This is a genomic window from Streptomyces lincolnensis, assembly GCF_001685355.1.
Lineage (GTDB): Bacteria > Actinomycetota > Actinomycetes > Streptomycetales > Streptomycetaceae > Streptomyces > Streptomyces lincolnensis.
Genome location: NZ_CP016438.1, coordinates 6,260,054 through 6,286,508, shown reverse-complemented (window position 1 = coordinate 6,286,508; position 26,455 = coordinate 6,260,054). Strand labels below are relative to the sequence as shown.

At 70.7% G+C, this 26,455-nt stretch carries 22 protein-coding genes; 9 read left to right on the top strand and 13 right to left on the bottom strand.

The window, feature by feature from the left end; translation table 11 throughout:
• Positions 1-6 precede the first annotated feature (6 nt).
• The 6 genes from SLINC_RS28125 to SLINC_RS28100 all read right to left on the bottom strand — a co-directional run bounded on the left by SLINC_RS28125 (position 7) and on the right by SLINC_RS28100 (position 7,128).
• On the bottom strand, positions 7-399 hold the full coding sequence (locus tag SLINC_RS28125) for a cytidine deaminase (RefSeq protein ID WP_067438411.1): 393 nt from the start codon (positions 397-399) through the stop codon (positions 7-9).
• On the bottom strand, positions 396-1,679 hold the full coding sequence (locus SLINC_RS28120) for an ABC transporter permease (RefSeq protein WP_067438408.1): 1,284 nt from the start codon (positions 1,677-1,679) through the stop codon (positions 396-398). Before SLINC_RS28120 ends, SLINC_RS28125 begins: the two co-directional genes overlap by 4 nt.
• Positions 1,679-2,806 (bottom strand): ABC transporter permease, encoded by a 1,128-nt coding sequence (locus SLINC_RS28115; protein WP_067438406.1) that lies wholly within the window; start codon positions 2,804-2,806, stop codon positions 1,679-1,681. The genes SLINC_RS28120 and SLINC_RS28115 overlap by 1 nt, the downstream gene beginning before the upstream one ends.
• The gene (locus tag SLINC_RS28110) at positions 2,803-4,329 is read right to left on the bottom strand and encodes an ABC transporter ATP-binding protein (protein WP_107406685.1); all 1,527 of its coding nucleotides are present in this window, start codon (positions 4,327-4,329) and stop codon (positions 2,803-2,805) included. The genes SLINC_RS28115 and SLINC_RS28110 overlap by 4 nt, the downstream gene beginning before the upstream one ends.
• A 197-nt stretch (positions 4,330-4,526) precedes the next feature.
• On the bottom strand, positions 4,527-5,585 hold the full coding sequence (locus SLINC_RS28105) for a BMP family lipoprotein (RefSeq protein ID WP_067438400.1): 1,059 nt from the start codon (positions 5,583-5,585) through the stop codon (positions 4,527-4,529).
• 319 nt (positions 5,586-5,904) lie between these two features.
• Complete coding sequence (locus SLINC_RS28100) at positions 5,905-7,128, bottom strand: amidohydrolase (RefSeq protein WP_067438397.1); 1,224 nt, start codon at positions 7,126-7,128, stop codon at positions 5,905-5,907.
• Between the two features lie 335 nt (positions 7,129-7,463).
• On the opposite strand from SLINC_RS28100, the gene SLINC_RS28095 reads away from it, so the two are divergent.
• Positions 7,464-7,751 carry a hypothetical protein gene (locus SLINC_RS28095; protein WP_067438393.1) on the top strand — a complete coding sequence of 96 codons (288 nt, stop codon included), beginning with the start codon at positions 7,464-7,466 and terminating at the stop codon, positions 7,749-7,751.
• Positions 7,752-7,842: 91 nt separating this feature from the next.
• A complete protein-coding gene (locus SLINC_RS28090; RefSeq protein WP_067438390.1) occupies positions 7,843-8,502 on the top strand; it encodes a class I SAM-dependent DNA methyltransferase in 660 nt (219 codons plus the stop codon).
• 44 nt (positions 8,503-8,546) lie between these two features.
• Here SLINC_RS28090 and SLINC_RS28085 read toward each other — a convergent pair whose 3' ends face one another.
• The 4 genes from SLINC_RS28085 to SLINC_RS28070 are packed head-to-tail and all read right to left on the bottom strand — an operon-like array spanning position 8,547 to position 13,299.
• The gene (locus SLINC_RS28085) at positions 8,547-9,614 is read right to left on the bottom strand and encodes a hypothetical protein (protein ID WP_067438387.1); all 1,068 of its coding nucleotides are present in this window, start codon (positions 9,612-9,614) and stop codon (positions 8,547-8,549) included.
• A gap of 56 nt (positions 9,615-9,670) precedes the next feature.
• A complete protein-coding gene (locus SLINC_RS28080; RefSeq protein ID WP_067438384.1) occupies positions 9,671-10,615 on the bottom strand; it encodes an N-acetylneuraminate synthase family protein in 945 nt (314 codons plus the stop codon).
• 15 nt (positions 10,616-10,630) lie between these two features.
• Complete coding sequence (locus SLINC_RS28075; RefSeq protein WP_067438381.1) at positions 10,631-11,896, bottom strand: N-acylneuraminate cytidylyltransferase; 1,266 nt, start codon at positions 11,894-11,896, stop codon at positions 10,631-10,633.
• 59 nt (positions 11,897-11,955) lie between these two features.
• Positions 11,956-13,299, bottom strand: a complete 1,344-nt coding sequence (locus tag SLINC_RS28070) for a DUF6716 putative glycosyltransferase (RefSeq protein WP_079164755.1) — start codon at positions 13,297-13,299, stop codon at positions 11,956-11,958.
• A 198-nt stretch (positions 13,300-13,497) separates the two neighbouring features.
• Between SLINC_RS28070 and SLINC_RS28065 the strand changes: the two genes are divergently transcribed.
• The 6 genes from SLINC_RS28065 to SLINC_RS28040 all read left to right on the top strand — a co-directional run bounded on the left by SLINC_RS28065 (position 13,498) and on the right by SLINC_RS28040 (position 19,586).
• Positions 13,498-14,484, top strand: a complete 987-nt coding sequence (locus SLINC_RS28065; protein WP_067445786.1) for a glycosyltransferase family 2 protein — start codon at positions 13,498-13,500, stop codon at positions 14,482-14,484.
• The gene (locus SLINC_RS28060; protein WP_067438375.1) at positions 14,484-15,827 is read left to right on the top strand and encodes an alpha-2,8-polysialyltransferase family protein; all 1,344 of its coding nucleotides are present in this window, start codon (positions 14,484-14,486) and stop codon (positions 15,825-15,827) included. Before SLINC_RS28065 ends, SLINC_RS28060 begins: the two co-directional genes overlap by 1 nt.
• A 310-nt stretch (positions 15,828-16,137) precedes the next feature.
• Complete coding sequence (locus SLINC_RS28055) at positions 16,138-16,812, top strand: FkbM family methyltransferase (protein ID WP_159425367.1); 675 nt, start codon at positions 16,138-16,140, stop codon at positions 16,810-16,812.
• 95 nt (positions 16,813-16,907) lie between these two features.
• Positions 16,908-17,933, top strand: coding sequence for a glycosyltransferase family 2 protein (locus SLINC_RS28050; RefSeq protein WP_067438369.1), 1,026 nt, complete (start codon positions 16,908-16,910; stop codon positions 17,931-17,933).
• Positions 17,920-18,324 carry a GtrA family protein gene (locus SLINC_RS28045; RefSeq protein ID WP_067445784.1) on the top strand — a complete coding sequence of 135 codons (405 nt, stop codon included), beginning with the start codon at positions 17,920-17,922 and terminating at the stop codon, positions 18,322-18,324. Before SLINC_RS28050 ends, SLINC_RS28045 begins: the two co-directional genes overlap by 14 nt.
• Positions 18,321-19,586 (top strand): NAD(P)/FAD-dependent oxidoreductase, encoded by a 1,266-nt coding sequence (locus tag SLINC_RS28040; RefSeq protein WP_067438366.1) that lies wholly within the window; start codon positions 18,321-18,323, stop codon positions 19,584-19,586. The genes SLINC_RS28045 and SLINC_RS28040 overlap by 4 nt, the downstream gene beginning before the upstream one ends.
• On the opposite strand, the gene SLINC_RS28035 is transcribed toward SLINC_RS28040, so the two are convergent.
• Genes SLINC_RS28035 through SLINC_RS28025 form a run of 3 tightly spaced genes read right to left on the bottom strand, consistent with a single transcriptional unit; the run spans position 19,576 to position 25,064 of the window.
• Positions 19,576-21,270 (bottom strand): hypothetical protein, encoded by a 1,695-nt coding sequence (locus SLINC_RS28035; RefSeq protein ID WP_067438363.1) that lies wholly within the window; start codon positions 21,268-21,270, stop codon positions 19,576-19,578. The genes SLINC_RS28040 and SLINC_RS28035 overlap by 11 nt on opposite strands.
• Positions 21,271-21,273: 3 nt before the next feature.
• A complete protein-coding gene (locus SLINC_RS28030) occupies positions 21,274-23,604 on the bottom strand; it encodes a glycosyltransferase (protein ID WP_067438360.1) in 2,331 nt (776 codons plus the stop codon).
• Complete coding sequence (locus SLINC_RS28025) at positions 23,601-25,064, bottom strand: glycosyltransferase family 29 protein (protein WP_067438357.1); 1,464 nt, start codon at positions 25,062-25,064, stop codon at positions 23,601-23,603. Before SLINC_RS28025 ends, SLINC_RS28030 begins: the two co-directional genes overlap by 4 nt.
• A gap of 223 nt (positions 25,065-25,287) precedes the next feature.
• Between SLINC_RS28025 and SLINC_RS28020 the strand changes: the two genes are divergently transcribed.
• The gene (locus SLINC_RS28020; protein ID WP_067445782.1) at positions 25,288-26,418 is read left to right on the top strand and encodes an acyltransferase family protein; all 1,131 of its coding nucleotides are present in this window, start codon (positions 25,288-25,290) and stop codon (positions 26,416-26,418) included.
• The last annotated feature ends 37 nt before the right edge of the window (positions 26,419-26,455 follow it).

Genomic DNA, 26,455 nt, shown 5'->3' with positions numbered 1-26,455 from the left:
CGGGAGTTACTTGGTGAGATGGTCCGGGCCGAAGGCCTGGGGCAGCATCCTCGACAGCGGCAGGATGCCCGCCGGGGTCTCCAGCAGCAGGTCGGCGCCGCCGAACTCGTACAGCAGCTGCCGGCAGCGGCCGCACGGGACGAGGATCTCGCCGTGGCCGTCGACGCAGGTGAAGTGCGTCAGCCGGCCGCCCCCGGTGTTCTGGAGCTCCGAGACCAGTCCGCACTCGGCGCACAGGCCGAGGCCGTAGGAGGCGTTCTCGACGTTGCAGCCGGAGACGATCCGGCCGTCGTCGACGAGGGCCGCCACGCCGACCGGGTAGCGGGAGTACGGGGCGTACGCCCGGGACATGGCGTCCCGGGCCACCTCGCGCAACCGCTCCCAGTCGACGTCGGTCACTTGCCCTGTCCCTTCCGGTACCGCATACCGTCCGCCTTGGGCATCCTGAGGCGCTGCGCGGACAGCGACAGCACCAGCAGGGTGACGACGTACGGGGTGGCGCCCACGAAGTCGCTGGGCACGTTGTCGGTGAGCAGGTACCAGACCAGGACGAGGACGGCGGTGACCGCGCTGGCCACGCCCTGCCACAGCGCCTTCTTGTACAGCTTCCAGCCGGCCAGGAGCGCGAGCAGCACGACCAGCAGGAGCAGCAGCGCGTGCACGGTCTCGCCGCCGTTGCGCAGCTGGAGGGCGTCGGAGAAGCCGAACAGGCCGGCCCCCATCGCCAGGCCGCCCGGACGCCAGTTGCCGAAGATCATGGCCGCGAGGCCGATGTAGCCGCGCCCGCCGGTCTGGCCCTCCAGGTAGATGTGCGAGGTGACCAGCGCGAGGAAGGCGCCGCCGAGTCCGGCGAGGCCGCCGGAGACGGCCACGGCCGCGTACTTGTACTTGTAGACGTTGACGCCGAGGGACTCGGCGGCGACCGGGTTCTCGCCGCAGGAGCGCAGCCGGAGGCCGAAGGCGGTGCGCCACAGAAGCCACCAGCTGCCCACGAACAGCGCCGCGGCGAGCAGCGTGATCACGGACAGGTTGGTGACCAGTCCGCCGATGATGCCGGCGAGGTCGGAGATCAGGAACCAGTGGTGCTTCTCGACCGACTGGAGGGCGTCCGAGAGACCGGGCACGTCGATGTTGGGCAGCGAGTCCGCGGGCGGGGACTGCTTGGGGTTGCCGCCCGCGTCCGCCGCGCCGCCCTCCGAGAAGACGAGCTTGGCGAGGTACTGGGTGGCGCCGAGGGCGAGCAGGTTGACCGCGACACCGGAGACGATGTGGTCGACGCCGAAGGTGATGGTCGCGACGGCGTGCACCAGACCGCCGAGGACGCCGAAGCCGACCCCGCACAGCAGGCCGAGCCAGGGGCTGGACTGCCAGCCGATCCAGCCGGCGCCGAAGGTGCCGAGGATCATCATGCCTTCGAGGCCGATGTTGACCACGCCGGCCCGCTCCGACCACAGACCGGCGAGACCGGCCAGACCGATGGGCACGGCCAGGGCCAGCGCGGCGCTGATCTGTCCGTCGGAGGTGAGCTGCTCGGCGCCGGTGAGGACGCGCACCGCGGACACCAGAAGCAGCGCACCCGCGACGATCATGAGGATCATGCCGAGCGAGCGGCCGCTCCTGGATCCGCTGTCCGCCTTGGGCGCCGCGGGCGGCGGCGTGTCGGTCATCGTGGCAGTCATCACGCCACCTCCTGCTTCTCGGTCGGGGCGGCGGCCTGGGCGGCGAGTTCGGCGCCGACCCGCTGCTGCTGGCGCTTGAGGCCGTAGCGGCGTACGACCTCGTAGGCGATGACGACACACAGGACGATGACGCCCTGGATGACGCCGAGGATCTCCTTGTCGTAGCCCTCGAATTCCAGGTGGTTGGTGGTGCGCTCCAGGAAGCCCCACAGCAGGGCGCCGAGGGCGATGCCGACCGGGTGGTTGCGGCCGAGCAGCGCGATGGCGATGCCGGTGAAGCCGATGCCCGCCGGGAAGTCGTTGCTGAACTGGTGGCTGTCGTTGAGGAGGGTCGGCATGCCGATCAGACCGGCCACCGCACCCGAGATGATCATGCTGGTGGCGACCATCTTCTTCACGCTGACACCGCTCGCGGCGGCGGCGCTCTCGGACTGGCCCACGGTGCGCAGGTCGAAGCCGAACCGGGTGCGGCCGAGGATGAACCAGTACGCGACGCCGACGAGCGCGGCGATGACGATGAAGCCCCACAGTTCACCGGCCGGGCCGGTGTCGATGGAGAAGAAGTACGAGTCCTTCGGCAGCGGCTTGGTGGAGACGACCGTGCCGCCGCTCTGGAGCTCGGCGAGCTTTCCGGGCTGGAGCAGGTAGGCGATGACCGCGGTGGCGATCGAGTTGAGCATGATCGTCGAGATGACCTCGCTGACCCCGCGGGTCACCTTGAGGACGCCCGCGATGGCCGCCCACAGGGCGCCGGTCGCCATGGCGCACAGGATGATCAGCGGGATGGCGATCCAGCCGGGCACGGTCAGCGCCCCGCCGAGGACGGCGGCGATGAACGCGGCGAGCCGGTACTGGCCGTCGACGCCGATGTTGAACAGGTTCATGCGGAAGCCGACGGCCACCGCGACACCCGCCAGGTAGTACGTCGTCGCCTTGTTGAGGATGTAGACCTGGCTGTCGCTGGCGGAGCCGTAGGTCAGCATGTCGCTGAAGGCGGCGCCCGGGTTCTTGCCGGTGGCGAGGATCACCAGGGTGGTGACGACGATCGCCGCGACGAGCGCGAGCAGCGGGGCCGCGAGGCCGAGGAGCAGCCGCTCCTTGTCGATCCGTGCGGTGAGCTTGTTCATCGGGCGTCGTCCTCTGTGTGCTCCAGGTGGCCGGAGGCCGCACCCGTCATGGCGGAGCCCAGCTCTTCGGGGGTGATCGTGGCGGGGTCGGCGTCGGCGACCAGGCGGCCGCGGTACATCACCCGCAGGGTGTCGGAGAGTCCGATGAGCTCGTCCAGGTCGGCCGAGATCAGCAGCACGGCCAGGCCCTCGCGGCGGGCCTGCCGGATGTGGTCCCAGATGGCGGCCTGGGCTCCGACGTCCACACCGCGGGTGGGGTGGGCGGCGATGAGGAGCTTGGGCGCGTGGCTCATCTCGCGGCCGACGATCAGCTTCTGCTGGTTGCCGCCGGACAGCGAGGCGGCGGTGACCTCGATACCGGGCGTGCGGACGTCGTAGTCCTCGATGATCCGCTGGGTGTCGGTGCGGGCGCCCTTGAGGTCGAGGAGGCCGCCGCGCGCGTTGGGCTTCTCGGTGACATGGCCGAGGATGCGGTTCTCCCACAGCGGGGCTTCGAGGAGCAGGCCGTGGCGGTGGCGGTCCTCGGGGATGTAGCCGACGCCGGCCTCGCGGCGGCGGCGGGTGGCGGTCTGGGAGATGTCGGTGCCGTCGAGCGTGATGGTGCCGGCGTCGGGGGTGCGGATGCCCATGATCGCCTCGACCAGCTCCGACTGGCCGTTGCCCTCCACACCGGCGATGCCGAGGATCTCGCCCTTGTGGATGGTGAAGCCGATCCGGTCGAGGATGATGCGCTCGACGCCGTCGAGGTCGGTCTGGCTCAGACGCAGTCCGTCCACCGTGAGCATCGCCACGTCCGTGACCGTGGACTCGTGGGTCTCCGGGGTGGGCAGTTCGCTGCCCACCATCAGCTCGGCGAGCTGCTTGGAGGTGGTGGTCCGCGGGTCCACCGTGCCGACGGTGGTGCCGCGCCGGATGACGGTGATCTCGTCGGCGACGGAGAGCACCTCGCCCAGCTTGTGGGAGATGAAGATGACGGTGAGGCCCTCGGCCTTCAGCTCGCGCAGGTTGTCGAAGAGGGCGTCGACCTCCTGGGGCACGAGGACGGCGGTGGGCTCGTCGAGGATGAGGGTCCGGGCGCCGCGGTAGAGGACCTTGAGGATCTCCACGCGCTGGCGGTCGGCGACGCCGAGTTCCTCCAGGAGGACGTCGGGGCGGACGCCCAGTCCGTACGCGTCGGAGATCTCCTTGATCTTCGTGCGCGCCTTGGCGCCGATGCCGTACAGCTTCTCCGCGCCGAGAACGACGTTCTCCAGGACGGTGAGGTTGTCGGCGAGCATGAAGTGCTGGTGCACCATGCCGATGCCGCGGGCGATGGCGTCGGCGGGGTTATTGAAGGTGACCCGCTCGCCGGCCACCGTGATGGTGCCCTCGTCCGGCTGCTGCATGCCGTAGAGGATCTTCATCAGGGTGGACTTGCCGGCGCCGTTCTCACCGCACAGGGCGTGGACGGTGCCGGTGCTGACGGTGATGTCGATGTCCCGGTTGGCGACGACGCCGGGGAATCGCTTGGTGATGCCGCGCAGTTCGACGGCTGCGGGAGGGCTGGACGCGTTGATGGCGCACTCTCCTCGGGGAAAAGGGCTGCGTAGGGGAGGGCAGGCGTCGGTGACGCTAGCGCGGCAACTCCGTGCTACACGCGTAGAGTTGACACATTGTTATGGCTCGGCGAGGGGCTGTCAACGCCCCCTCGCCGAGCCCAGGTTCGGCCGGGAACCTCAGGTCACGGAGTGGTCTTGACCTTGATGCCGCCGTCGACGATCTTCTTCTTCGCCGCGTCCAGCTGGGGCTTGATGTCGTCGATGAAGCCGCCGCTGGTGGCGAGCGAGACACCGTCGGTGGCCAGCGAGTAGTTGTTGACGCCGGTCAGCGGCTTGGCGTCGTGGACCGACTTGATGAAGTCGTAGACACCGACATCCACGTTCTTGACCATCGAGGTCAGGATCGAGTTCTTGTACTTGGCCAGACCCGGGATGTTGTACTGGTCGGAGTCCACGCCGATGGCCCAGGCGCCCTTGACGCCGTTGACCGCCTCGATCGCGCCGTTGCCGGAGGAACCGGCCGCCGCGTAGACCACGTCCGCGCCGTTGTCGAGCATGCCCGACGCGGCCTCCTTGCCCTTGTCCGGGCTGGAGAAGCCGGACAGGTCGGTGCCGCGGCTCAGGTACTGGACGTCGACCTTGACGCTCGGCTTGGTGTCCTTGACGCCCTGGACGTAGCCCGCCTCGAACTTCTTGATCAGCGGGGTGTCGACGCCGCCGACGAAGCCGACGTGGTCCTTCTTGGTCTTCAGCGCCGCGGCGACACCGGCCAGGTAGGAGCCCTGCTCCTCGGTGAAGGTGATGCTGTTGACGTTCTTGGCCTCCACCACCGAGTCGATGATGCCGAAGCTCACCTTCGGGTACTTCGCGGACACCTTGCCGATCGACGTGGCGTAGGCGAAGCCCACACCGATGACCGGGTTGTAGCCGGCGTCGGCCAGGTCCGACAGACGCTGCTCACGGTCGGCCTCGGTGTCGGAGCTCTTGGCGGTGAGCTCCTTGATGTCGCCGCCGAACTCCTCCTTGGCCTTGTCCGCACCGCGCGCCGCGGAGTCGTTGAAGGAACGGTCACCACGGCCGCCGACGTCGAAGGCGAGGCCGATCTTGACACCGTCCTTGCCGCCGTCGGAGGCCGAGGACGAACTGTCGTTCTCGGAGGATGTGCTGCCACACGCGGTGGCAGTCAGTGCGAGAGCTGCGGAAGCGATACACGCAGCGGAAAGCTTGGCTACCCGGCGCACGGGAGGCTCCTTCACCTGACCTGAGCGCCATGTCGGCGCTTCATGTGAGCACCATGCCAGTGCTCGGGCCGCGACGCCCCGGCGGCGTCGGCTTCGCGGCATCGTAACGCGCGTAGATGTCAGAAAAAGACCTCTCTCGAAGCCGTTATCGATTCGAGGCAAACAGCGTCTGAACTGAGAGTCTTCGAGCCCCACGCGCCACATTGCGAGCAGTTCACGATTGGCTTACAACCGTGTTGCGCCGGACGGCGGAGCGGCTCTCGTGAAAGCCGCTCCGCTTGCGGAGGTCCCTTGCGGAGCTCCCTTGCGGGGATCCGGACTAGGCGCCGGCCGCGTCCAGCAGCGCCGCCGCCGTGAACAGCTCCACGCCGACCTCGATCGCCGACTCGTCGGCGTCGAAGTCGCCCTGGTGGAGGTCGCGGACGGTGCGCTCGCCGGGGGTGCGGACGCCGAGGCGGGCCATGGCGCCGGGGACGTGCTGGAGGTACCAGGAGAAGTCCTCGCCGCCCAGGCTCTGTTCGGTGCCCTCCACCGCGTCTGCGCCGCGGCGGACCGTCATGGCGTCGCGCAGCAGCTCGGTCACCGCCGGGTCGTTGACCACGGGCGGGACACCACGGACGTAGTTGATCTCCGACTTGGCGCGGTGCAGGTTGGCGACCTCGTCGATCGCGGCGACCACGATGTCGGGCGCCTGCTTCCAGGCGTCGATGTCGAGGCAGCGCACGGTGCCGGAGAGCTCGGCGTGCTGCGGGATCACGTTCGGGGCGTGGCCCGACTCGATACGGCCCCAGGTCACGGCGAGCCCGGCGCGGGTGTCGACGCGGCGGGCGACCAGCGCGGGGACGTCGGTGACGACCCGGGCGGCGGCGGTGACGAGGTCGGTCGTCAGATGGGGGCGCGCGGTGTGGCCGCCGGGCCCGTCGAGCGCGATCTCCAGCCGGTCGCAGGCGGAGGTGATGGCACCCTCGCGCAGCCCGATGCGGCCCGCGTCGACCCGGGGGTCGCAGTGCACGGCGATCATCTTGCCGACGCCTTCGAGCACCCCGCAGTCGATGGCGTCGGCGGCACCGCCCGGCAGCACCTCCTCGGCCGGCTGGAACACCAGCCGCACGGGCCGCGGCAGCAGCCCGCGCCGGTGCAGTTCGGCGAGGACCAGGCCGGCGCCGAGCACCACGGTGGTGTGGACGTCGTGGCCGCAGGCGTGCGCCCGGTCCGGGACGGTCGAGCGGTAGGGGCACTCGCTCTTGGTGTCCGGGATGGGCAGGCCGTCGATGTCGGCGCGCAGCGCGAGCATGGGACGCCCGCCGTCCCAGTCGCCGATGTCACACACGAGCCCGGTCCCCACGGCGAGCACCCGCGGCTTCAGACCGGCCCGCTCCAGCCGTTCCTTGATCGCCGCGGTGGTGCGGAACTCCTGGTTGCCGAGCTCCGGGTGCATGTGCAGGTCGCGGCGGAAGGCGACGAGTTCGGCACGGAGCGCCTCGGGAAGCGCACCGGGAAGCACGGCTTCCCCGGGGAGATCGGCCTCGGACTCTAGCGACATCAATTGCTTCACCCTCTGAAGGGTAGGACGCCCGACCGGTCAACTGACCCTCGATCAACAAAAGTTCAACCCGTTAGGGGAAGAAAATCTGACCGCCGGACGCATATGTACCGTTCGGGGTGGGTACACTCGGCCGATTTTTCCGGCCGGGTGGTTGCCGGAGGGCACCACCCCTTCCTTCACGGATACCACGCCAGGCGGATCGAAGACCGATCTGTTCACCTGTCGGGACCGCGTGGACACGGAAACGGCGCGCGGTCCCGGAGTCATCACCGCCGCGCAACGGCTTCGCGACGCTGTGTGCACGGTACGGCCCGCGGGGGCATCCCGCTCTCATGACGACCACCCTGGCGACGGCTCCCCGGCAGGCCTGCGGCTGCGGGGAGGAACAGCTTCCCGGGCTGCTGGCGCGGGTCGGGCTGTTCGGCACGCTGGGGCTGGCCCTGGCCGCGCTCGTCGTGATGATCCTGGCCGGGTGGCTGCTGTCGACCGGGGTGTGGCTGTTGCGCCGACGGGGCGAACGGGCCGGGGAAGCGGAGGAGGCCGAGAGGGCCGCCGACTCCCCCGCCGACTCCCCCGGGGGCTCCCTCGCGGGCTTCACCTGGACCGCCGAGGACCCCTGACGCGGCCTGTCGGCGGCGGACGGGAGAACTCCGGGTGCGGCCCCGGTGAAGTGCCCGGCGGGGTGGCGGGGCGGCCGCTAGGTTCGACACCGTGAGTGACGAGAACCCGGACTTCATACGGACCGCCCGGAGCTCCTACGACGCGATCGCCGACGCCTACAGCGAGCGGCATCCCGACGGGCTGGGGGCCAGACCGCTGGAGGAGGCCCTGCTGACCGCCTTCGCCGACCTGGTGCGGGCGGGCGGGACCGCGCCGGTGGCCGACCTCGGGAGCGGGCCCGGACATGTCACCGCACGGCTGGACGCGCTGGGGCTGCCGGTCTTCGGGGTGGATCTGTCGCCCCGGATGGTGGAGCTGGCCCGCCGGGCACACCCCGGGCTGCGCTTCCACGTGGGGTCGATGACGTCCCTGGACCTTCCGGACGCGACGCTCGGCGGGATCACCGCCCTGTACTCGGTCATCCACCTCCCCGACGAGGAGCTGCCCGGGGTGTTCGCCGAGTTCCACCGGGTGCTGGTGCCGGGCGGGCACGTCCTGCTGGTCTTCCAGTCGGGGGACGAGGAGGACCGGGTCCATCTGGCGGAGCGCTTCGGGCAGCCCATCGCGCTCGACTACTACTGGCGTACGCCGGAGACCGTGGCGGCGCACCTGGAGAAGGCGGGCCTCACCGTCCGGGCCCGGATGCTGCGCGAGCCGTACGAGGAGGAGACCCGCCCGCGGGCCTTCGTACTGGCGCGCAGGCCCGGCTAGGCGGGACGCCCCCACGCCCCCACGCCTCTATGCCCGCGCGCCGTCTACGCCGTTCTCGCCACCGACGACAACCGGTGCACGTCACGGGCCGTCCCCGTGACCCCCGACAGGAAGCCCTGGGCCCGGGGTGAGGCGCTGTCCGTGAGCCAGGCGGGGTCGATGTCGCAGACGGCGACGCGGACGTCGGTGCCGACCAGCGCCAGCGGCAGGGTGTGCACCACCGTCGACGGGAAGCTGAGGATGGTGCGGCCGACGGGGCCGCGGCGGGCGATCAGCTCCAGCGGGAGGTCGGGGCGGACGATCTCCAGGCCGGTCTCCACGGCCAGGCGGTGCAGCTTGTCGGTGCTCTCGCGGCGGTGGGCGAAGTAGCGGGTGGCGCCGTGGGCCTTGGCCAGGGCGCGGACGGCCTCCAGGTAGTGGTCGGCGTCCACCACTCCGGTCTCGACCAGTGACGTACCGACCATGTCGGCGCCCTTGGTGATGCGGGGCGGGCCGAAGCGGGTGCGGGTCCAGGCGAAGGTGTTGGCGGTGACCACGACGCCGAAGGGGGGTTCCTCCATCGGCATGGAGGAGAAGATCTCCACCTGGCGGTGCTCGTTCGGGGTGAGCCGCTTGCGGGCGGCCGAGGACACCGGGGCGAAGACCAGGTCGCGGGGGCCGGGCCGGCCGCCCTTGCGGTGCCAGCGCACCAGCCGCTCGCCGCTGGCGAGCTGGGAGACGAACTCCATGGTCGCGGTGCCGTCGTCGACGACGACGAGGTCACGGGCGCGGGTGATCGTCAGCAGCAGCTGGACGTAGCGGGAGAAGGGGTCGCCCAGGACGATCCGGTCGGCCCGGCGCAGCATGCCGGCCAGGCCGCCGATGGTGTGGAACGGGGCCAGGGCGCCGCCCCGCGCCTCCTCCCAGCGGACCGCGTGGCCCTCCTCGCGGGCGAGTTCGGCCATGCGGCGCAGCTGGCCGCGGGTCATGGGGTCGTTCGGGGACAGGACGACGAGGGTGAGCCCCGCGCCGGGTGAGCGCTCGTGCGCCCACTCCAGCACGTTCAACAGCTGTACCGGACTCTCGACGAAGGCGAGAGTGTGGGGGCCGGTGGACCCGGCGCGGCGGCTCATCTACGTACGACCGTCCCGTCGTGGTTGTTCTCTTGTGGGGGGTGTGGGACCGGGACTCAGACGCCGACGGGCTCGCCCGCCGCGGCCGCGATCTCGGCCTCGGCGATGACGCCGGTGACGCGGCGCAGCTTCTTCATCGGGCCGAGCTCGGACTCGTAGACCTTCTTGACGCCGTCACCGAGGGAGGCCTCGATGGTGCGGATGTCGCGGACCAGGCGGGTGAGGCCCTGCGGCTCGACGGAGGCGGCCTGGTCGGAGCCCCACATGGCGCGGTCGAGGGTGATGTGGCGCTCGACGAAGGTGGCGCCGAGGGCGACCGCGGCGAGGGTGGTCTGAAGGCCCGTCTCGTGGCCGGAGTAGCCGATCGGGACGTTCGGGTACTCCTCCTGGAGCGTGTTGATCACGCGGAGGTTGAGCTCCTCGGCCTTCGCCGGGTAGGTCGACGTCGCGTGGCACAGGAGGATGTTGTCCGAGCCCAGGACCTCGACCGCGTGGCGGATCTGCTTCGGGGTCGACATGCCGGACGACAGGATGATCGTGCGGCCCGTCGCGCGCAGGGCGCGCAGCAGCTCGTCGTCCGTGAGGGAGGCGGAGGCCACCTTGTGGGCGGGGACGTCGAACTTCTCCAGGAAGGCGACGGCCTCGGTGTCCCACGGGGAGGCGAACCAGGCGATGCCCTTCTCCTTGCAGTACTCGTCGATCTGGCGGTACTCGTCCTCGCCGAACTCCACGCGGTGGCGGTAGTCGATGTAGGTCATCCGGCCCCAGGGGGTGTCGCGCTCGATGTCCCACTGGTCGCGCGGGGTGCAGATCTCGGGGGTGCGCTTCTGGAACTTGACGGCGTCGCAGCCGGCTTCGGCGGCCACGTCGATCAGCTTGAAGGCGTTGTCCAGCTCACCGTTGTGGTTGATGCCGATCTCGCCGCAGATGTAGACGGGCTGACCGGGGCCGGCGATGCGCTCGGTACCGAAGGTGCGGAGGCGGGAGTTGAGAGCAGACATGGCTTCTGGCGTTCCTTACTTGTTGAGGGAATCGAGAGAGGGGCCGAGGATCCAGCTGGCGATCTCTCGGATCGCGCCGTCACCGCCGGGGACGGTGGTGACCGCACGTGCGGCGCCGCGTACCACGTCGTGGGCGCTCGCGACCGCCACGGGCCAGCCGACGAGGGCGAAGCACGGGAGGTCGTTGACGTCGTTGCCGACGTAGAGCACGCGCTCCGGCGCGATGCCCTGCTCCTCGCACCACTGCTTCAGCGCGAGGTCCTTGCGGTCGATGCCGTGCAGGACCGGGAGCTTGAGCTTCCGGGCCCGGGCGGCGACGACCGGGTTCTGCTCCGTGGAGAGGATCAGCATGTTCAGACCGCTCCTGCGCAGGGCGGCGATGCCGAGTCCGTCCCCGCGGTGCACGGAGACGAACTCCTTTCCGTCGGAGTCGATCAGCACCCGGTCGTCGGTCTGGGTGCCGTCGAAGTCGAGGACGACCGCGTCGATGTCGTCGGCGGTCGGGAGGGCGCCGGGGCGGTCCGCGTCGAACAGCGGCGCGAGGGCCCGGGCGCGGGCGAGGTCGTGCGGGTCGTCGATCTCCAGCACGCGGGCGGGGTCGGTGCGCACGAGTTCGGTGCGGCCGAAGAAGCGGTGCTGGTGCTTGCGGAAGCCGGTGGCCTCCATCGCGTAGGCGGCGCCGGTCTCCAGGAGGTCCTGGGGGCGGTCCTGGCGGCGGGGGCGGAAGGACTTGTCGTGGTTGACGCCGTAGCCGCCACCGACGGCCGCGTCGGCCTCGGAGACGGTGCCGGGGGCCACTTCATCCTCGGCGTCGCGCCAGACGAAGCCGTGGAAGGGAGCCACGGTGACGGCGGTGTCGGCGCCGTTCTGGACGATCGCGGCGGCCACCCCGTCGATGTCCTCGCGGACCAGGAACGGGCTGGTGCACTGCACGAACACCACCACGTCGACGGCCGCGCCGTGCAGCGCCTCGTGGGCGTCCATGGCGTGCAGCACGGCGGCCTCGGAGGTCGCGAGGTCCCCGGCGATGGCGGCGGGCCTGAGCACGACCTCGGCGCCGGCCTGGCGCGCGGCGGCGGCGATGGCCTGGTCGTCGGTGGAGACGACGACGTCCGTGATCAGCCGGGCCGCGCGGCACTCCCGTACGGCACGGGCCACCAGCGGGACGCCGCCCACCGGGGCGAGGTTCTTCGCGGGCACGCCCTTGGAGCCGCCGCGCGCGGGGATCACCGCGAGGACGCGGCGCACCGAAGCGCGGTGCTCCGCTTGCGGGTTGGTCATGGGATCTGCTCCTTGGGGAAGGTCGCGGCGCGCGGCGCGGGCGGGCGGGGTCGCGTGGCTCACAGCTCGCCCATCCGCCGGATGACGGGGGCCACGCGCTGCACGCCGTGCCGGTAGGCGCCGCGGGCCGCCCGGCGGACGATCTGCCGGACCGGACCGGGCTCCTTGTCGGCGGCCGGGGCGCCGGGCAGCGGGCTGCCGTCGGGGCCGAGGTGGTGGCGGGCGAGGATGCCGGGCAGGTAGCCGGGCGCGGTCACGGGTGTGTAGTACGGGGCCAGCGGGGGCAGTTCGGGCGCCGCCAGCAGCTTGGCGATCCGCTCGCGGGCCGCGTCGAAGGCGGTCGCGTACGAACCGTCGGCAATGACGCCCTGCCGGGCCACCCACTCCTCGTCGGGCGTGGGCCGGTGCCCGGCGTCGAGCTGGTCCCAGGAGGCGAGGCATCCGGAGCCGACGAAGTGGTGGTTGCCGAGCACCTCGCGCACCCCGAGGTCGGTGAGGACCACGGTGGGGATACGGCGGTGCAGGGACTCCAGGGCGGCCGTGGAGCTGATGGTGACCAGCAGGTCGGTGCGGTCCAGGACCTCGCCCATGTGGCCGTAGGCCATGCGGAAGTTGGCCGGCGGGTCGAGCCGCTGCACCAGCTTCTGGTACGGCAGCTCCTCGATGTGGGTGGTGTGCTCGCCGGGCCTGGAGCGCAGCTTGAGCAGCACCTCGCGCTCGGGGTGCAGTCGTGCGTGCCCCACCAGGCGCTCCAGCAGGTAGACGCGGTCGCGGCGGTTGTCCGGGACCGACGGCTGGACGGCGAAGACCACCCGGTAGGGGTCGTGCTCACCGGTGTAGGTGTCCCCGCCGAGGAACGGCAGGGCCACCTCGGTCACCGAGGAGGCGTCGGCGCCCACACCCTCGTAGACCGCGCGGAAACGCTCGGCGTCCTGGCGGGAGTTGGCGAGGACGAGGTCCGCGCCGTGCCGCAGGAGCAGGCCGTCGGCGAGCTTCTCGTAGACGACACCGACGTAGCCGGTGACGACGACGGGGCGCTTGTCGCGGCCGGCCCAGACGTGCGCCAGGCCGTGCAGCATCGCCTGGACGCCACCGCCGACGAGGGCGATGACGACGACGTCGTACTCCTCCTCGGCCATCGCGCGCAGGAACTCGACGGCCGTGACCTCCCGCAGGGAGTCGGCGGTGACCCCCACTTCGCGCAGCTGGCGCGGGGTGGGCGTGGCCCGCCCGCGCAGCAGGAATCCGCTCAGCGAGGGGCGGACTTGCGCGGCCTCGCGCGCTGCGGCTTCCATGGACGGGCCGGGAGCGAGGCGGTCGGCGGTCAGCGCACCCCATTTCCAGCGGGTGTCCGAGTCCGCGAGGACGGCGATTCGCGGGAGCTTCGTTGTACTTGGCGGCACGAGGAAGACGCTAGGAAGCAATTCCTAGGTATGGCCCAACCTCGACTCAACGAAAAGTTAACAACAAGCCACCGCGAGCCGAACTGGCCCGTCGAAGACCGGGAAGTACACGGGATGCACCGTTCCGACACATTGAGTTCACCCTCCGTACCTTCACCGGAAAGTTGCGCTGCCGGGGGGCCTTCTAACGTTTTGCAGGTGCCAAAGCTTTCCGTGATCGTGCCGTTCTACAACGTGCAGCAATACGCCCCGGACACCCTCAGAAGCCTTCGCGTGAACGCTCGGCGGGACTTCGAGTTCGTGCTGGTCGACGACAAATCGAAGGACGAAACCCCGGCAATTCTCGAACGCGCGGCCGAAGAACTGTCGGATGTCGCGCAGGTGCGTTACATCCGCCACGAGAAGAACGGCGGACTCGCCACCGCCCGCAACACCGGCCTGGACGCGGCGCAGGGCGAGTACCTGACGTTCCTGGACGGCGACGACTGGCTCGCCCCCGGCTACCTCACCGAACTGGTGTCGGCCATCGAGGGACTGGGCTGCGACTTCGTACGCACCGACCATGTGCAGGCCACCGCGCGCGCCCGCAGCGTGCACCGCGCGCCGGTCGGGCTGCGCGGCGAGGTGCTGAACCCGCGCGAGGCGATCCTGCCCGCCGACCGCACCACCTCCGTGGACTACGCCTACGCCTGGGCCGGCGCCTACCACCGCCGTCTCCTCGACAAGGGCCTGCTGCACTTCACCGACGGGCTGCGCACGGCCGAGGACCGGCCGTGGATCTGGAAGCTGCACCGTGAGGCGGAGTCGTTCGCCGTGGTGAGCCTGCTGGGCGTGTTCTACCGGCGCGGGGTGGCCTCCTCCCTGACGCAGATCGGGGACGCCCGCCAGCTGGACTTCATCCGCGCCTTCGACCAGGTGATCGAGGAGACGGCCGCGGACCCGGACGCCGACCGGCTGCTGCCGAAGGCGGTGCGCACCTACTGCGCGATCATCGCCCACCACCTCTCGGACGAGTCCAAGTGGGAGCCGGCGGTCGCCAAGCAGCTGCGGGCGATGAGCGCGGCGGCGATAAAGCGCATGCCGCAGGGTGCGCTCGGTGACGTACTCGAGACCATGGACCTGAACCGCTCCGCGAAGCTGCGCCGGCTGCGGCGCCGGGTCATCACTGCGAAGGCGGCCGCCTGATGTCCCGTACCAGCCCGCGCACCACCCAGATCTTCTGCGCCTCCACGCTGTACGGCGTGGCCACGCTGGCCGCCGGGATCGACTCCGACCTGTTCGCGGAGCCGGACCGCCGGGTGCTGCTGGTCTTCAACAACTCCGCGACCCCGGAGACCACCCTCTCCCTCGACCAAATGCCGGGCTTCGAGCCGCTGCGCAGCCACTTCGACGAGGTGCTGTCCTGGAACGAGGCGATCCGTCCCTTCCACCCCGGCGCCTGGACCCCGCGCGCCGACGACATCCCGCTCTTCGAGCGCTATCTGCGGCTGCTGTGGGGCCTGGGCGAGGACCGGGTGGAGCTGGTCCTGGAGTCCATCCAGGTCACGCCCGCCCTCACGGTGGCGCAGCTGTTCACCGGCGCCCCGGTCGACGTGTACGCCGACGGCCTGATGAGCTACGGCCCCACCCGCAACAAGCTCGACCCGCTGGTCGGCACCCGTGTGCGCCGGCTGCTGCACCTGGACCTGGTGCCGGGTCTGACGCCGATGCTGCTGACCGAGTTCGACGTGCCGCCGGCCGTGGTGCCGACGACGGCGTTCCTCAAGGTGCTCGGCGAGATCACCGCATCCCTGCCGGAGCTGCCCACGCTGCCCGACGACGCGGCGCTGCTGCTCGGCCAGTACCTGTCCGCGCTGAACATCCTCTCCCCGGCCGAGGAGGAGGACCTGCACGTGCGGATGATGCGGGGCGCGGTCGAGCGCGGGCACCGGTCGGTCGTGTTCAAGCCGCACCCCACCGCCCCGGCCCGGTACAGCCGGGCCCTGGAGACCGAGGCCGAGAAGCTCGGCGTCGATCTCACCGTCCTGGACACGCCGGTGCTCGCCGAGGTGCTGTTCGAGAAGGCCCGGCCCGCACTCGTCGTCGGCTGCTTCTCGACCGCCCTGTTCACGGCGTCCTCCTTCTACGACCTTCCGGTGGCCCGAATCGGCACCGAGCGGCTCCTGGACCGCCTCACCCCGTACCAGAACAGCAACCGGGTCCCGGCCCTGCTGGCCGACGCCGTGCTGCCGGACCTGGAGTTGCGCAAGGGCGAGGACGCACTGCCCGCGGACGAGCTGAACGACCTGGTCACCGCGGTCGGCTTCAGCATGCAGCCGCAGATCTACCCGAGCCTGCGCCCGGTGGCGGAGCGGTACCTGTCGAAGCACTTCCGGCCGCGCACCCAGCGCTATTTCAAGCGCAAGCGGCTCACCTCGCTGGGTCTGCCCGGCGGAATTCCGGAGCGGCTGGCGTTCCTGCCCCGCAACGCCACGGCCCGCCGGGTGGTACGGCGGGCGCGGGCCCTGAAGAAGGCCGTGCGCCGCTGAGTGAATTACGGATGAATTCAGAGTTACCGAACAGCAGATCATCGGAAAAGGTCGGACCGTGCACCCACGATCCGACCTTTTTCGTCTTTTCGATTTCCGCGGACCCTCTGACAGACCCCGGGGCCGGTCCTACGATCGCCGAATGCGTATCCCCCAGCTCGAAGAAGCCAACGCCCGCATGCTGGCTCACGCACCATCCGTCCGGCCGGTGGCGACCGGTGACATCATTCGCACACATCGGAAGAAGTTCCCTTATCGGGGCTTCGCCGAGATCGATTCCCCCCATTGCCCACCGTTCGTCATGTTCTGCGTGAACGACGACGCGGTCGCCCTCGACGCCCTGTGGAACGGGCGGTTCGGCTACGAGCCCGGATCCCTCGCCACCTGGGCCCGGCTGGCCGCGCGCGGCGGGACGATCGCCGACGTCGGCGCGCACGTCGGGTACTTCTCGCTGATCGCCGCGCTCGCGGCCCCGAAGGCGACGGTGCACGCGTTCGAGCCGGTGGACCAGGTGCACGCCCGTCTCTCGGTGAACGTCCGCTCCAACGGCGTCCAGAACGTCCGGCTCCACCAGGCGGGCGTCTCCGACGAGCCGGGCTGGGCCGACATCAGCGTCCGCTTCGCGGGCAACCTGCTGTCCACCGGCTCCACGCTGGAGGGCGCCGCCGCCGACGCCGAGCTCAAGCGCATCCGGCTGCTCACCCTGGACGACGTGTTCGCCGAGACCCGGCTGGACCTCGTCAAGATCGACGTCGAGGGCCATGAGATGTCGGTGCTGAGGGGAGCCCGGCAGGTGCTCAAGCGGGACCGGCCGGCCGTCCTGCTGGAGGCCCTGGTGGGCGCGCCCCTGGATCCGCTCCTCGCCGAGTTCGAACCCCTCGGCTACGACGCCCACTGGGTCACCGAACACGACGGCACGCTCGTCCCCTCGTCCGCGTCCCGCCCGCCGAAGACGAGGAACCTGTTGTTCACGCCCCACGGCTGAGCCGTTCTCCCGGGATTCACGAAGCCTCCATAGCTTCCACCAATGCGTCAAACACCTTTCGGGTCCCACCCGTTCGATACCGCGGACGGGTCCAGATGACCCAGCAGGACATACGTCCGTCCGCGCAGCCCCCGGCTCCCGTCGCGCTCGCGGCGGTGGAGCCGGGGCCCGCCCGTCGGCCGCTGATCTCGTACGTCCTGCCCGTCTACAACGAGCGGGACGGCATCGCCGCCTTCCACACCGAGCTGACGGCGGCCCTGGCCGGCCGGCCCGATCTCGACGCGGAGCTGGTGTACGTCAACGACGGCTCCACCGACGGCTCACTCGCGATCCTCAAGGACCTCGCGGAGCGGGACCCTCGGGTGCGGGTGGTCGACCTCGCCCGCAACTTCGGGCACCAGCTCGCCATCACGGCGGGCCTGGACCTCGCCGGCGGCGACGCGGTGATCGTGATGGACACCGACCTCCAGGACCCGCCCAGGGTCAGCCTGGAGCTGGTCGACGCCTGGCGCGAGGGCGCGGACATCGTGCACGCCCGCCGGCGCACCCGGCAGGACTCCGCGTTCAAGCGGGCCACCGCGCACCTGTACTACCGGGTCCTGCGGGCCTCCACCGACGTGGACATCCCGCTGGACACCGGGGACTTCCGGCTCCTGGACCGCAAGGTCGCCGCCGAGCTGTGCCGGTACCGCGAGCGCAGCCGGTTCGTGCGCGGGATCGTCGCCTCGATGGGCTTCCGTCAGAAGGAGGTCGTCTTCGACCGCGACGAGCGCTTCGCGGGCGAGACGAAGTACCCGCTGCGCAAGATGGCCCGCCTCGCCGTCGACGGCGTCACCAGCTTCTCCACCACACCCCTGAAGATGATCACCCGGCTGGGGTTCGTGGTCCTGGCGTTCTCCCTGCTCGGCATCGTCTACGCGCTGGCCATGAAGTTCTTCCGGCCCGACATCACCGTCTCCGGCTGGACCATGCTGATGTGTGTCGTGCTGTTCCTGGGCGGCACGCAGATGCTGTCGCTGGGGGTCATCGGCGCCTACATAGGGCGTATCTACAGCGAGGCGCAGGGGCGCCCGCTGTATCTGGTGCGCGAGGTGATCGGTGGCGACGATGACCGCCGTTGAGGAGGCCGCGGCACCGCCGAGGACCCTGCGCCAGCTGGTCCGCTACACCCTGATCGGCGGCAGCGGGGTCGTGCTCGACCTCGTCGCCTTCCTGCTGCTGCACAACACGGCCGGGATGGACGAACAGCTCGCCAACGCGCTCAGCACGACGCTGGGCATCGCCAACAACTTCGTCCTGAACGCGCGGTTCACCTTCGAGCGGCGCGACCGCCTTCTCGTGCGCTTCCTGCGGTTCTACGCCGTCGGGCTGACCGGCATCGTCCTGACGAACCTGCTCTTCCTCGCCTTCACCGACGGCCTGGGGATCGACGCCAACGTGGTCAAGGCGGCCTCGCTGCCGCTGGTCCTGGCGCTCCAGTTCGTGCTCAACAGAAAATGGAGTTTCGGATGAACCTCGGCATCGTCGGCGCGGGCGCCACGGGTCTGACCGCCGCCTGGGACGCCGTACGCGCGGGCCATCGGGTGACCATCCTGGAGGCGGCGGACGAACTCGGCGGGCTCGCGGCCTCGTTGGAGGTGGGCGGGGTTCCGCTGGAGCGCTACTACCACCACATCTTCCGCAGCGACAAGGCGATGATCGCCCTGATCGAGGAGCTGGGGCTCGGGGACGCCCTGCGCTTTCACCGGCCGACCACCGGTATCTACCGGGGCGGGAAGCTGATCGACTTCACCACGCCCCTCGACATGCTCCGCTTCCCGGAGTTCGGCCCCCTCGACGCCGTACGCTTCGCCGGTTCCTCGGCGGTGCTGAAGGCGGTGCGCGACGGCGAGCGGTTCAGCGACCTGACCGCGCTGGCCTGGCTGCGGCGCTGGGCCGGGAAGAAGGCGACGGCGTCGATCTGGGAGCCGCTGCTGCGCGGCAAGTTCGGGGACCGGGCCGAGCAGGTGTCGATGGCGTGGCTGTGGGCCCGGATCCACTGCCGGACCTTCGAACTCGGCTATGTGGACGGCGGGTTCGAGCGGGTCTACGCGGCGCTGCGGGACGGGATCGAGGAGCGCGGCGGCAAGGTGGAGTTCGGCAAGGCCGTGGCATCGATACGGCAGGACGACGACACCGTGGTGGTGCGGTGCGCCGACGGATCGGCGTACGACTTCGACCGGCTGATCGTCACCACCCCGCAGCCCGTCTTCGCCAAGGCGGCGGGCCTGTCGGCCGACGACACGGTCTGGCGCAACCAGTACCTGGGCGCCACCTGCTTCGTCCTCGAACTGGACCGCAGTGTGATCCCGTACTACTGGCTCAACATCAACGAGCCGGACTTCCCGTTCCTCGCGGTGGTCGAGCACACCCGGATGATCGACCCGTCGGTCTACGGCGGCCGGCACATCCTCTACGTCGGCAACTACGTGGAGCGCGAGGACTGGCGGTTCACGACCGACCCGGCCGAGCTGCTGGAGCGGTTCGTGCCGTATCTGCGGCGGGTGAACCCGGACTTCGATACGGCCTGGATCAAGGACTGGCACTTCTCCAGGGCCGGGTTCGCGCAGCCGGTGGTCACGCCCGAGTACCGGGCGCTGATCCCGGCCCATGAGACACCCATGAGCCGGGTCACGCTGGCGACGATGGCGCAGATCTACCCGCAGGACCGGGGGCAGAGCTACTCGGTGGCGATGGCCCGTAAGGTGACGGCCGCGCTCGGCATCACCGCCTGACGCACAGCACCAGCCGCTCGGTCCCGCCACGGGGGCAGTCGTACACCGCGGTGACCCGGCGCCACAGCTCCGGGTCGACGCGGCCCGGCTGGAACCAGGGCCGCTCCAGGACCGCGTACGGGGCCGGGCCGTGGTCGACGCAGTCGGCGTTCTCCTTGAACGACTTCAGCTCGGCCACGTCCGGCAGATAGCGGGTGCGCTGGAGGAACGTGGCGATCGGGTAGCGGCACCGGGCCGGGTGGCCGAGGTCGTACGCCGCCTCGCCGAAGGCCAGGTACAGCACCGGGGCGCCGGGCGGCAGCTCGGCGCGGATCCGGTCGGCGTCCTCGGCGGCGTTGCGCTGCGAGCGCAGGTACTCGGCGCCGGTGCTGGTGACCTTGCCGTACTGCACCAGGTGCGGGGAGCCCGGCCAGATGCTCGCGGTCAGCAGGACGACACCGGACAGGGCGACCAGGACGGCCGACCGGCTGCGGGTCCGGCGCTTGTCCAGCACCACGTCCGCCGTGGCCGCGAGCAGCGCGACCAGCGCCGCCACCGCCACCTCCCACGACCGCTGCGACTCCTCGGGCAGCTGCGCGTAGACCACGGGCGCCATGCCGTACAGCAGGGACACCGCCCCGAAGCACCACGGCGGCGAGCGGCGGGCGCCCCCGACCGCGACGCCCCACAGGGCCGCCGCCACCACGGGCATCTGTGCCCCGTGGTAGAGGAACCAGTTGCCCTGGACGACCACGACGGCCTGCGCGGCGAGGCCGACGAGCACGGCCACCGCGAGAAGTTCGGCCCGCCGCAGCCGGCCCCGGACCCGGGTGAGGACCAGCAGCAGCGCGCCCGGCAGGAGCAGCAGCACCGGGCTCGCGATCGCGCGGTCCGCGAGGAAGTCCAGGGAGCGGTCGAGGATGAAGTGCGGGCGGATGCCGGTACGGCTGAGGGCCGACTGGTTGATCTGCGGCATGTCCTCGGTCCACTGCCACTCGTGGGACCCGGCCAGGACGCTCATGCCGAACAGCGCCAGCGCGCTGGGCACGCCGACCACGGCGATCCGCACCGCCCGGCCCCGGTCGACCGCGTAGACGAGGAGCACGCCGATCGCGGCGGTCGCGGCCGTGGAGTACTTCATCATCACCGCGAGCCCGAGCGGGAGCGCCGCGAGCAGGGCCGCCGGCCAGGGGCGCCGGAGGCCGAGTGCGGCGGCCACGGCGACCACGGTGAGGACCACCGCCGCCCACTCCGGCTGGAGGAAGTCGTTGCGGGGCGCGAGCGCCAGGGCCAGGCCGGTGGCGCCGGCCGTCAGTGCGGCCTCACGCCCGCTCGTTCGGCGCACCAGGGCCGCGTGGAGCGCGTAGGCGGCCGCGGCGGCGAGCAGGACCCCGATCACGTTCATCGTCGCCTCGCGCGCCGTCGTGCCCCCGAAGGGGGCGAGCCGGTCGAGGAGGGCGACGAACCACCGGTAGAAGAACGGGCGGTGGGTGAAGACCTCGGACGGGGAATAGCCGGCCGCGCGGCCGGTGCGCAGGGCCGCGAGGACGTAGTGCAGGTCGCCGGTGAGCCCCCGGGTGGCCGCGGTGTACACCACGGCCACGGCGGCGGGCAGGGCGACCACCGGCCACCACAGGGGTGACCGGTGGCCGCGCCGGCGCGGCCGGGCCTCGGCGGAGGCCTCGTCGGCCAGGGCGGTCGCCATGGGTCAGCCGCCCAGGATGACCCGTAGGTCGGCCGCGTTCGCCTCGGTGGCCCGCCACAGCTCCCGCTGCCGGCCGTGCACGTCGGCGACCGTCTTGGCGTGGTCGGCGAGGAGGTCCTTCGACCGCTCGACCAGACGTGCCGCGAGATGGCGGTCGTGGACGGAGACGCCCCACTCGGGGCGCTCGATGTCCCGCAGGAAGTACGCCATCTTCGGGTGCGAGATGAGGCTGATGATCGGGGTGCCGGCACCGAAGGGGATCATGCCCGCGTGGCCGCGCATGCCGATGACCAGCTTGGTGCGGGCGTAGAGGTCGAGGATCTCCTTGTTCTCGAAGTCGTACATCGGGATGACGGGCAGCGAGATGCCGTGCTCGCGGCGCAGGTCGAAGGCGATCTTCTCGTCGTCCAGCGAGTGCGCCACGCACCGCACCTCGGCCAGCTCGCCCAGGTCCCGTACCGCCTGGGCCATCTGGGCCAGGAAGTAGCCGTAGTCGTGGCCGAAGCGCAGGCCCGCGCGGTCGTAGGCGGCGTTGATCAGGATGGTGTCGTCGCGCTCGGCCGGGTCCTGCCAGTCGGGCACCAGCTGCCGGGTGACCGTGGTGGGGCAGGGCTGGAAGCGGATCTTGCCGTGCAGGTGGTCCGGGAGCATGGCCCGGACCTTCTCGATCGAGCCGTGGTTGCGCAGTCCGAAGAAGGAGGACTGCTCGACCAGGAGCCGGAGCGACTCCCGGAAGCGGCCGGCCCGGTAGGACTGGCCGTCGAAGGCGTTGAAGCCGACGGCGAAGACCGCGACGGGGACGTCGATGCGCTTGAGCAGTTCGTCCGGGACGTTCCACTGCCAGGCGCTGTTGCCGTTGGGCATGGTGTCCGGGATGAACAGGCCGCCACCGCCGATGACCAGGCCCCGGCGGCGGTTGACCCGCTGGAGGGCGGCCTCGTCGAAGAGGCGGTGGGCGTGCACCGGGTACCAGCGGCGCGAGCCGGTGTCCGGGCCGAAGGCGGAGCGGACGCTCTCCGGGAGCAGCTTGTCGCCGGCGTTGCCCTGACGGTCCATGTAGAAGGCGACGTGCGCCAACTGGTCCTCGGCCGCGCCCAGTTCCTGCGAGGGAACGGCGGCCGCGCGCTGTGCCCACAGCCGGCTGGGGCGGTGGGTCGGGTCGACGGACATACCGGCCGTGGCGTACTTGAGCGCCTCGGTGTTGTCGCCGTGCACCCAGGCCATCTGGGCGAGCCGGGCGTAGGCGGTGGCGGCCCGGTTGGGGGCGGCGGCGGCCAGCAGCAGCTGGGTCCTGGCCTCCTCGTACCGGGAGACGCTCATCAGGGCGTGCCCGAGGACCTCGTGCGGCCAGGCCTCGTCCAGCGGGATGTGCACACCGCTCAGGATGTCGACGGCGTCCTGGTAGTCGCCGGACGCGATGTGCGCGGCGGCCACCTTGCGGGCGGCCTCGACGTCACCGGTGCGGGCCACGTGCGGGGTGCCGTAGTGGACGAGCAGGTCGTGGTGGAGGCCGCCGGAGCAGGCCAGGTACGCGGCGTGGAAGTCGGCGTCGTCCAGGTCGTACGACCGCCAGCGCTCCTCCGCCTGGGAGTACCCGCTCTCGCCGCCCTGCCAGGGCTTGTGGCGGCCGGTGAAGTGCAGGATCGCGGTGTCGTCCGGGACGGGCAGGTCGCCGGAGAGCCGCCGCTTGACGAAGTTGTAGCGGGCGTCGAGGCGCAGGAAGTCGCCGTCCAGGACGGCGTTGAGAATGCCCTGGTCGTGCTTGTCCAGCTCGTAGTCACCGGAGCGTCCGCAGCGGTCCAGCTTCGCGCAGAACTCGTCGGTCAGGTACTCGCGCTGGATGACCAGCAGACCGGAGTTGAGCTTGTGCCGGCCGTAGAAGAACTGCGGGACGGCCGCCAGCCCCTCGCGCAGGCGCAGGAGTTCACCGAGGTCGCCGAGGACGACCATGTCGGTGTCGAGCGTGATGATCGTGTCGTACTCGCGGATCCGGAACACGTCCAGGATGAAGTACGCCTTGCGGACCAGGTAGTTGTCCTGGTCGCCCTTCTTGTACGCGTCGTAGTGGTCGGCGTCGACCCGCTTGAGGACGATGCGCGGGTGCAGGTCGCGGATCTTCGCGATCGAGCCGGGGCGCAGGTCGTCGTAGAGGACGACGAAGTCCTCGCACACGCCCGGGTTGGACAGGGCGAGGCTCTTGAGCAGGACGAGGAAGCCAGGGAGGTAGTTCTCGTCGACGTAGCTGGCGAAGGCGATGCGGCGCTTGCCGGTGAGGGCGTGGGCGTCGGTCGCGGGCGCCCGGGTGGCGGCGGGTATCGGGGAGGTCGTGGTCATCGCAGGGAGATCCTCATGTCGGTCACGCTCTGGGCCCGCTGCATGACCCACTCCTTCTCGCTGGTGTACTCGTGCACGGACGTGATGGCCAGCTTCATCGCCTCGGGCACCCGGTAGGCGCCGCTCTCGTAGAAGTCGAAGCCGATCAGGTCGAGGGTGGGGCTGACGTCCAGGAAGTCCAACAGCCAGAGCATGTTGAAGCCGGAGGTCGGGATGCCCGACCAGACGTCGGTGGAGACCTTGCCGATGTTGCGGACGGGCCAGCGCAGCGACTCGTCGCCGAGGTAGGTCTGGGCGCCGGGCACCAGGCGGTTGCGCAGCGAGTACTTCCAGTCGCCGGAGACCCCGCCGAACACCAGCCGGGTGGTGACGCGCTGGTCCCAGTTGAAGCCGTGCTTGTGGATGGTGACGTGGATGTCGGTGCGGCCACCGGTGTGCTTCGGGTCGATCCGGTAGGAGTTGAAGCGCACGACGAGGTCGTAGTCGTCGATCCGCGAGCCCATCGAACTGGCGCCGACCCGCCCGGAGTTGGCGATCAGGCAGATCGACTTGCCGGCGATCTGGTTGCGGAACTCACCGAGGGTGATCCACTGCACGCCGCCGACGGTGGGGTCGGTGACGGGGCCGCGCATGCGGTTGCGGCGCTGCTCGGCGTAGAGGGCGACGGCCTCGGTGAGCGCGGGCAGGTCGGTCTCCCGGGTGAGGCGCAGGTCGAGGTACTGGCTGAGCAGTTCCTGCCGGTCCTGCACCGGGGCGCTCTCGGCGGCCAGGGTGAGGAGCGCTCCCACGAGCCGGGGCTCGGCGGCGGTCCAGTCGCCGACGGCGTGCGCGGCCAGGCCCTCGGCCCACACCTCGGTGGCCGGGGCGCCGGTGAACTCCCGGGCGCGCGGGCACTGCCGCCCGAGCAGTGCGTACAGCTCGCGCTCCGTCCGCGCCGCGGTGCGCAGGCCGTCGACGCGGGCGCGGACGCCGAAACCGTCGTCGTCGGTGAGGGCGAGGTAGCGCTCGTACGCCTCCAGGGCCTCGCCGTCCTCGCCGAGGGTCTCCAGGAGGCGGGCGCGCAGCCGCCAGCCGGCGCGGGAGTTCCTGCGCTGGGCGAGGACGGTGTCGCTGATGACCAGGGCGAGGTTCAGCTCGTCGTCGTAGCCGCACTCCAGGGCCTTGTTGGCGACGGCGAGCAGGGCGTCCAGCAGCTCGGCCGGGATGCCGGGGGCCGGGGTCGCGGCGCCCTTGACGGCCCGCTTGAGCAGCGCGGTGGCGCCGCCGGCCGGGGCGGGCGCGGGAGCGGTGGCGCCGGTCGTCCCCCAGACGACCAGCAGCCTGCGCAGCTGTTCACCGAGTTCGACCCGGCGGCGGTCGACGCTGCCCACGACCTTGCCGCTGTGCGCCGCGCAGGCGCGCAGGCATTCGTCCAGCTCCCCTCCACGCGCACGTGCACGCCTCTTCTGGACTGTCGTCATGGCACTCCCGTTGTTTTTTTACCCAGCTTTGGCTGTGTTCTTGGGTTTATCGAGACGTGGGGGGATTCTGGGGAAACTTAGGAAGCCAAAACGACATTCAGGTGAACTCACCGGGACCAGACGGCCAATCGTTGGCCGGGCGTCCAGGACCCCCCTGTGATTCGGACTAGCGTGCTGGCAAGTACCTGTTGGAATGCCCGGTGAGGGGATTTTCGTGACCAGCATGACCGTCCGACCGGTGCCCGACGCGCCCCTGGACGCGACCGAGCCCCGCCGGCCGGAACGCACGACCCCTCGTCCGGAACCCCGCCTGCGCGCCCTGGACGGCCTGCGCCTGGTCGCCGCGCTGATGGTGGCCGCCTACCACTACGGCGGCCGCGGCGGCGAGATCACCCATGCCTGGGGAAGCTCCCCGGAGAAGCAGTTCCCGACGCTGCACAACTATTTCGCCTACGGCTGTCTCGGCGTCCAGATCTTCTTCGTGATCAGCGGATTCGTGATCTGCATGAGCGGCTGGGGCAGACCGCTGAAGTCGTTCTTCGCCTCCCGCGCCTCCCGGCTGCTGCCCGCCTACTGGGCGGCCGTTCTGCTGGTGACGGCCGTGTTCGCGCTGCCGATGGTCACCTACAAGGCCCTCTCCCCGAGCGACACCCTCGTCAACCTGACGATGCTCCAGTACCCGCTGGGCGTGGACCGCGTCCTCGGCGTGTGCTGGACGCTGTGGGCGGAGGTCCGCTTCTACGCCCTGTTCGCGCTGTGCGTGGTCCTGCCCGGCGCCACCCGCCGCCGCGTGATCCTGTTCTGCGCGGGCTGGACCCTGGCTGCGGCGATCACCCAGGGCGCGCGGCAGCCGCTGCTGGACATCGTCTTCATGCCGGAGTACGCCCCCTTCTTCATCGGCGGGGTCGGCCTCTACCTCGTCCACCGCGACCGCAAGGACGTCTACGGCTGGGGCATCGTGGCCGTCAGCTTCCTGATCGGGCAGCACTACGCGGTCAAGGAGCTGTGGAACGCCGCCGACCCGAACGCCTTCGCCCACCGCACCTCGTTCGGCATCGCCCTCGTCGTCGCCCTCGGCTTCGTCGCGGTCGCGGCGATCGCGCTGGGCTGGCTGAACTGGGCCAACTGGCGCTGGCTGACGGTCGCCGGAGCGCTGACGTACCCGTTCTACCTGGTCCACGAGCACCTCGGCTGGGTCGTCGTGCGCGCCCTGCACATCGGCCTGGGCCTGCCGTCCGCGGAGACCTTCGCCCTCACCGTCCTGTCGATGCTGGTCCTCGCCTGGCTGCTGAACCGGTACGTCGAGAAGCCGCTGACCCCACGACTGCGGGCGGCACTGGCGAAGATGCGATGAGCCGGTGTGCGGGGGCACGCCGAGCTGTTCACGGGAC

Coding starts and splice junctions, on each gene's coding strand:
- SLINC_RS28120 (WP_067438408.1), bottom strand. CDS start 1,679: ATGACTGCCACGATGACCGACACGCCGCCGCCCGCGGCGCCCAAGGCG.
- SLINC_RS28115 (WP_067438406.1), bottom strand. CDS start 2,806: ATGAACAAGCTCACCGCACGGATCGACAAGGAGCGGCTGCTCCTCGGC.
- SLINC_RS28100 (WP_067438397.1), bottom strand. CDS start 7,128: ATGTCGCTAGAGTCCGAGGCCGATCTCCCCGGGGAAGCCGTGCTTCCC.
- SLINC_RS28095 (WP_067438393.1), top strand. CDS start 7,464: ATGACGACCACCCTGGCGACGGCTCCCCGGCAGGCCTGCGGCTGCGGG.
- SLINC_RS28085 (WP_067438387.1), bottom strand. CDS start 9,614: ATGAGCCGCCGCGCCGGGTCCACCGGCCCCCACACTCTCGCCTTCGTC.
- SLINC_RS28080 (WP_067438384.1), bottom strand. CDS start 10,615: ATGTCTGCTCTCAACTCCCGCCTCCGCACCTTCGGTACCGAGCGCATC.
- SLINC_RS28075 (WP_067438381.1), bottom strand. CDS start 11,896: ATGACCAACCCGCAAGCGGAGCACCGCGCTTCGGTGCGCCGCGTCCTC.
- SLINC_RS28060 (WP_067438375.1), top strand. CDS start 14,484: ATGTCCCGTACCAGCCCGCGCACCACCCAGATCTTCTGCGCCTCCACG.
- SLINC_RS28050 (WP_067438369.1), top strand. CDS start 16,908: ATGACCCAGCAGGACATACGTCCGTCCGCGCAGCCCCCGGCTCCCGTC.
- SLINC_RS28045 (WP_067445784.1), top strand. CDS start 17,920: ATGACCGCCGTTGAGGAGGCCGCGGCACCGCCGAGGACCCTGCGCCAG.
- SLINC_RS28040 (WP_067438366.1), top strand. CDS start 18,321: ATGAACCTCGGCATCGTCGGCGCGGGCGCCACGGGTCTGACCGCCGCC.
- SLINC_RS28035 (WP_067438363.1), bottom strand. CDS start 21,270: ATGGCGACCGCCCTGGCCGACGAGGCCTCCGCCGAGGCCCGGCCGCGC.
- SLINC_RS28030 (WP_067438360.1), bottom strand. CDS start 23,604: ATGACCACGACCTCCCCGATACCCGCCGCCACCCGGGCGCCCGCGACC.
- SLINC_RS28025 (WP_067438357.1), bottom strand. CDS start 25,064: ATGACGACAGTCCAGAAGAGGCGTGCACGTGCGCGTGGAGGGGAGCTG.
- SLINC_RS28020 (WP_067445782.1), top strand. CDS start 25,288: ATGACCGTCCGACCGGTGCCCGACGCGCCCCTGGACGCGACCGAGCCC.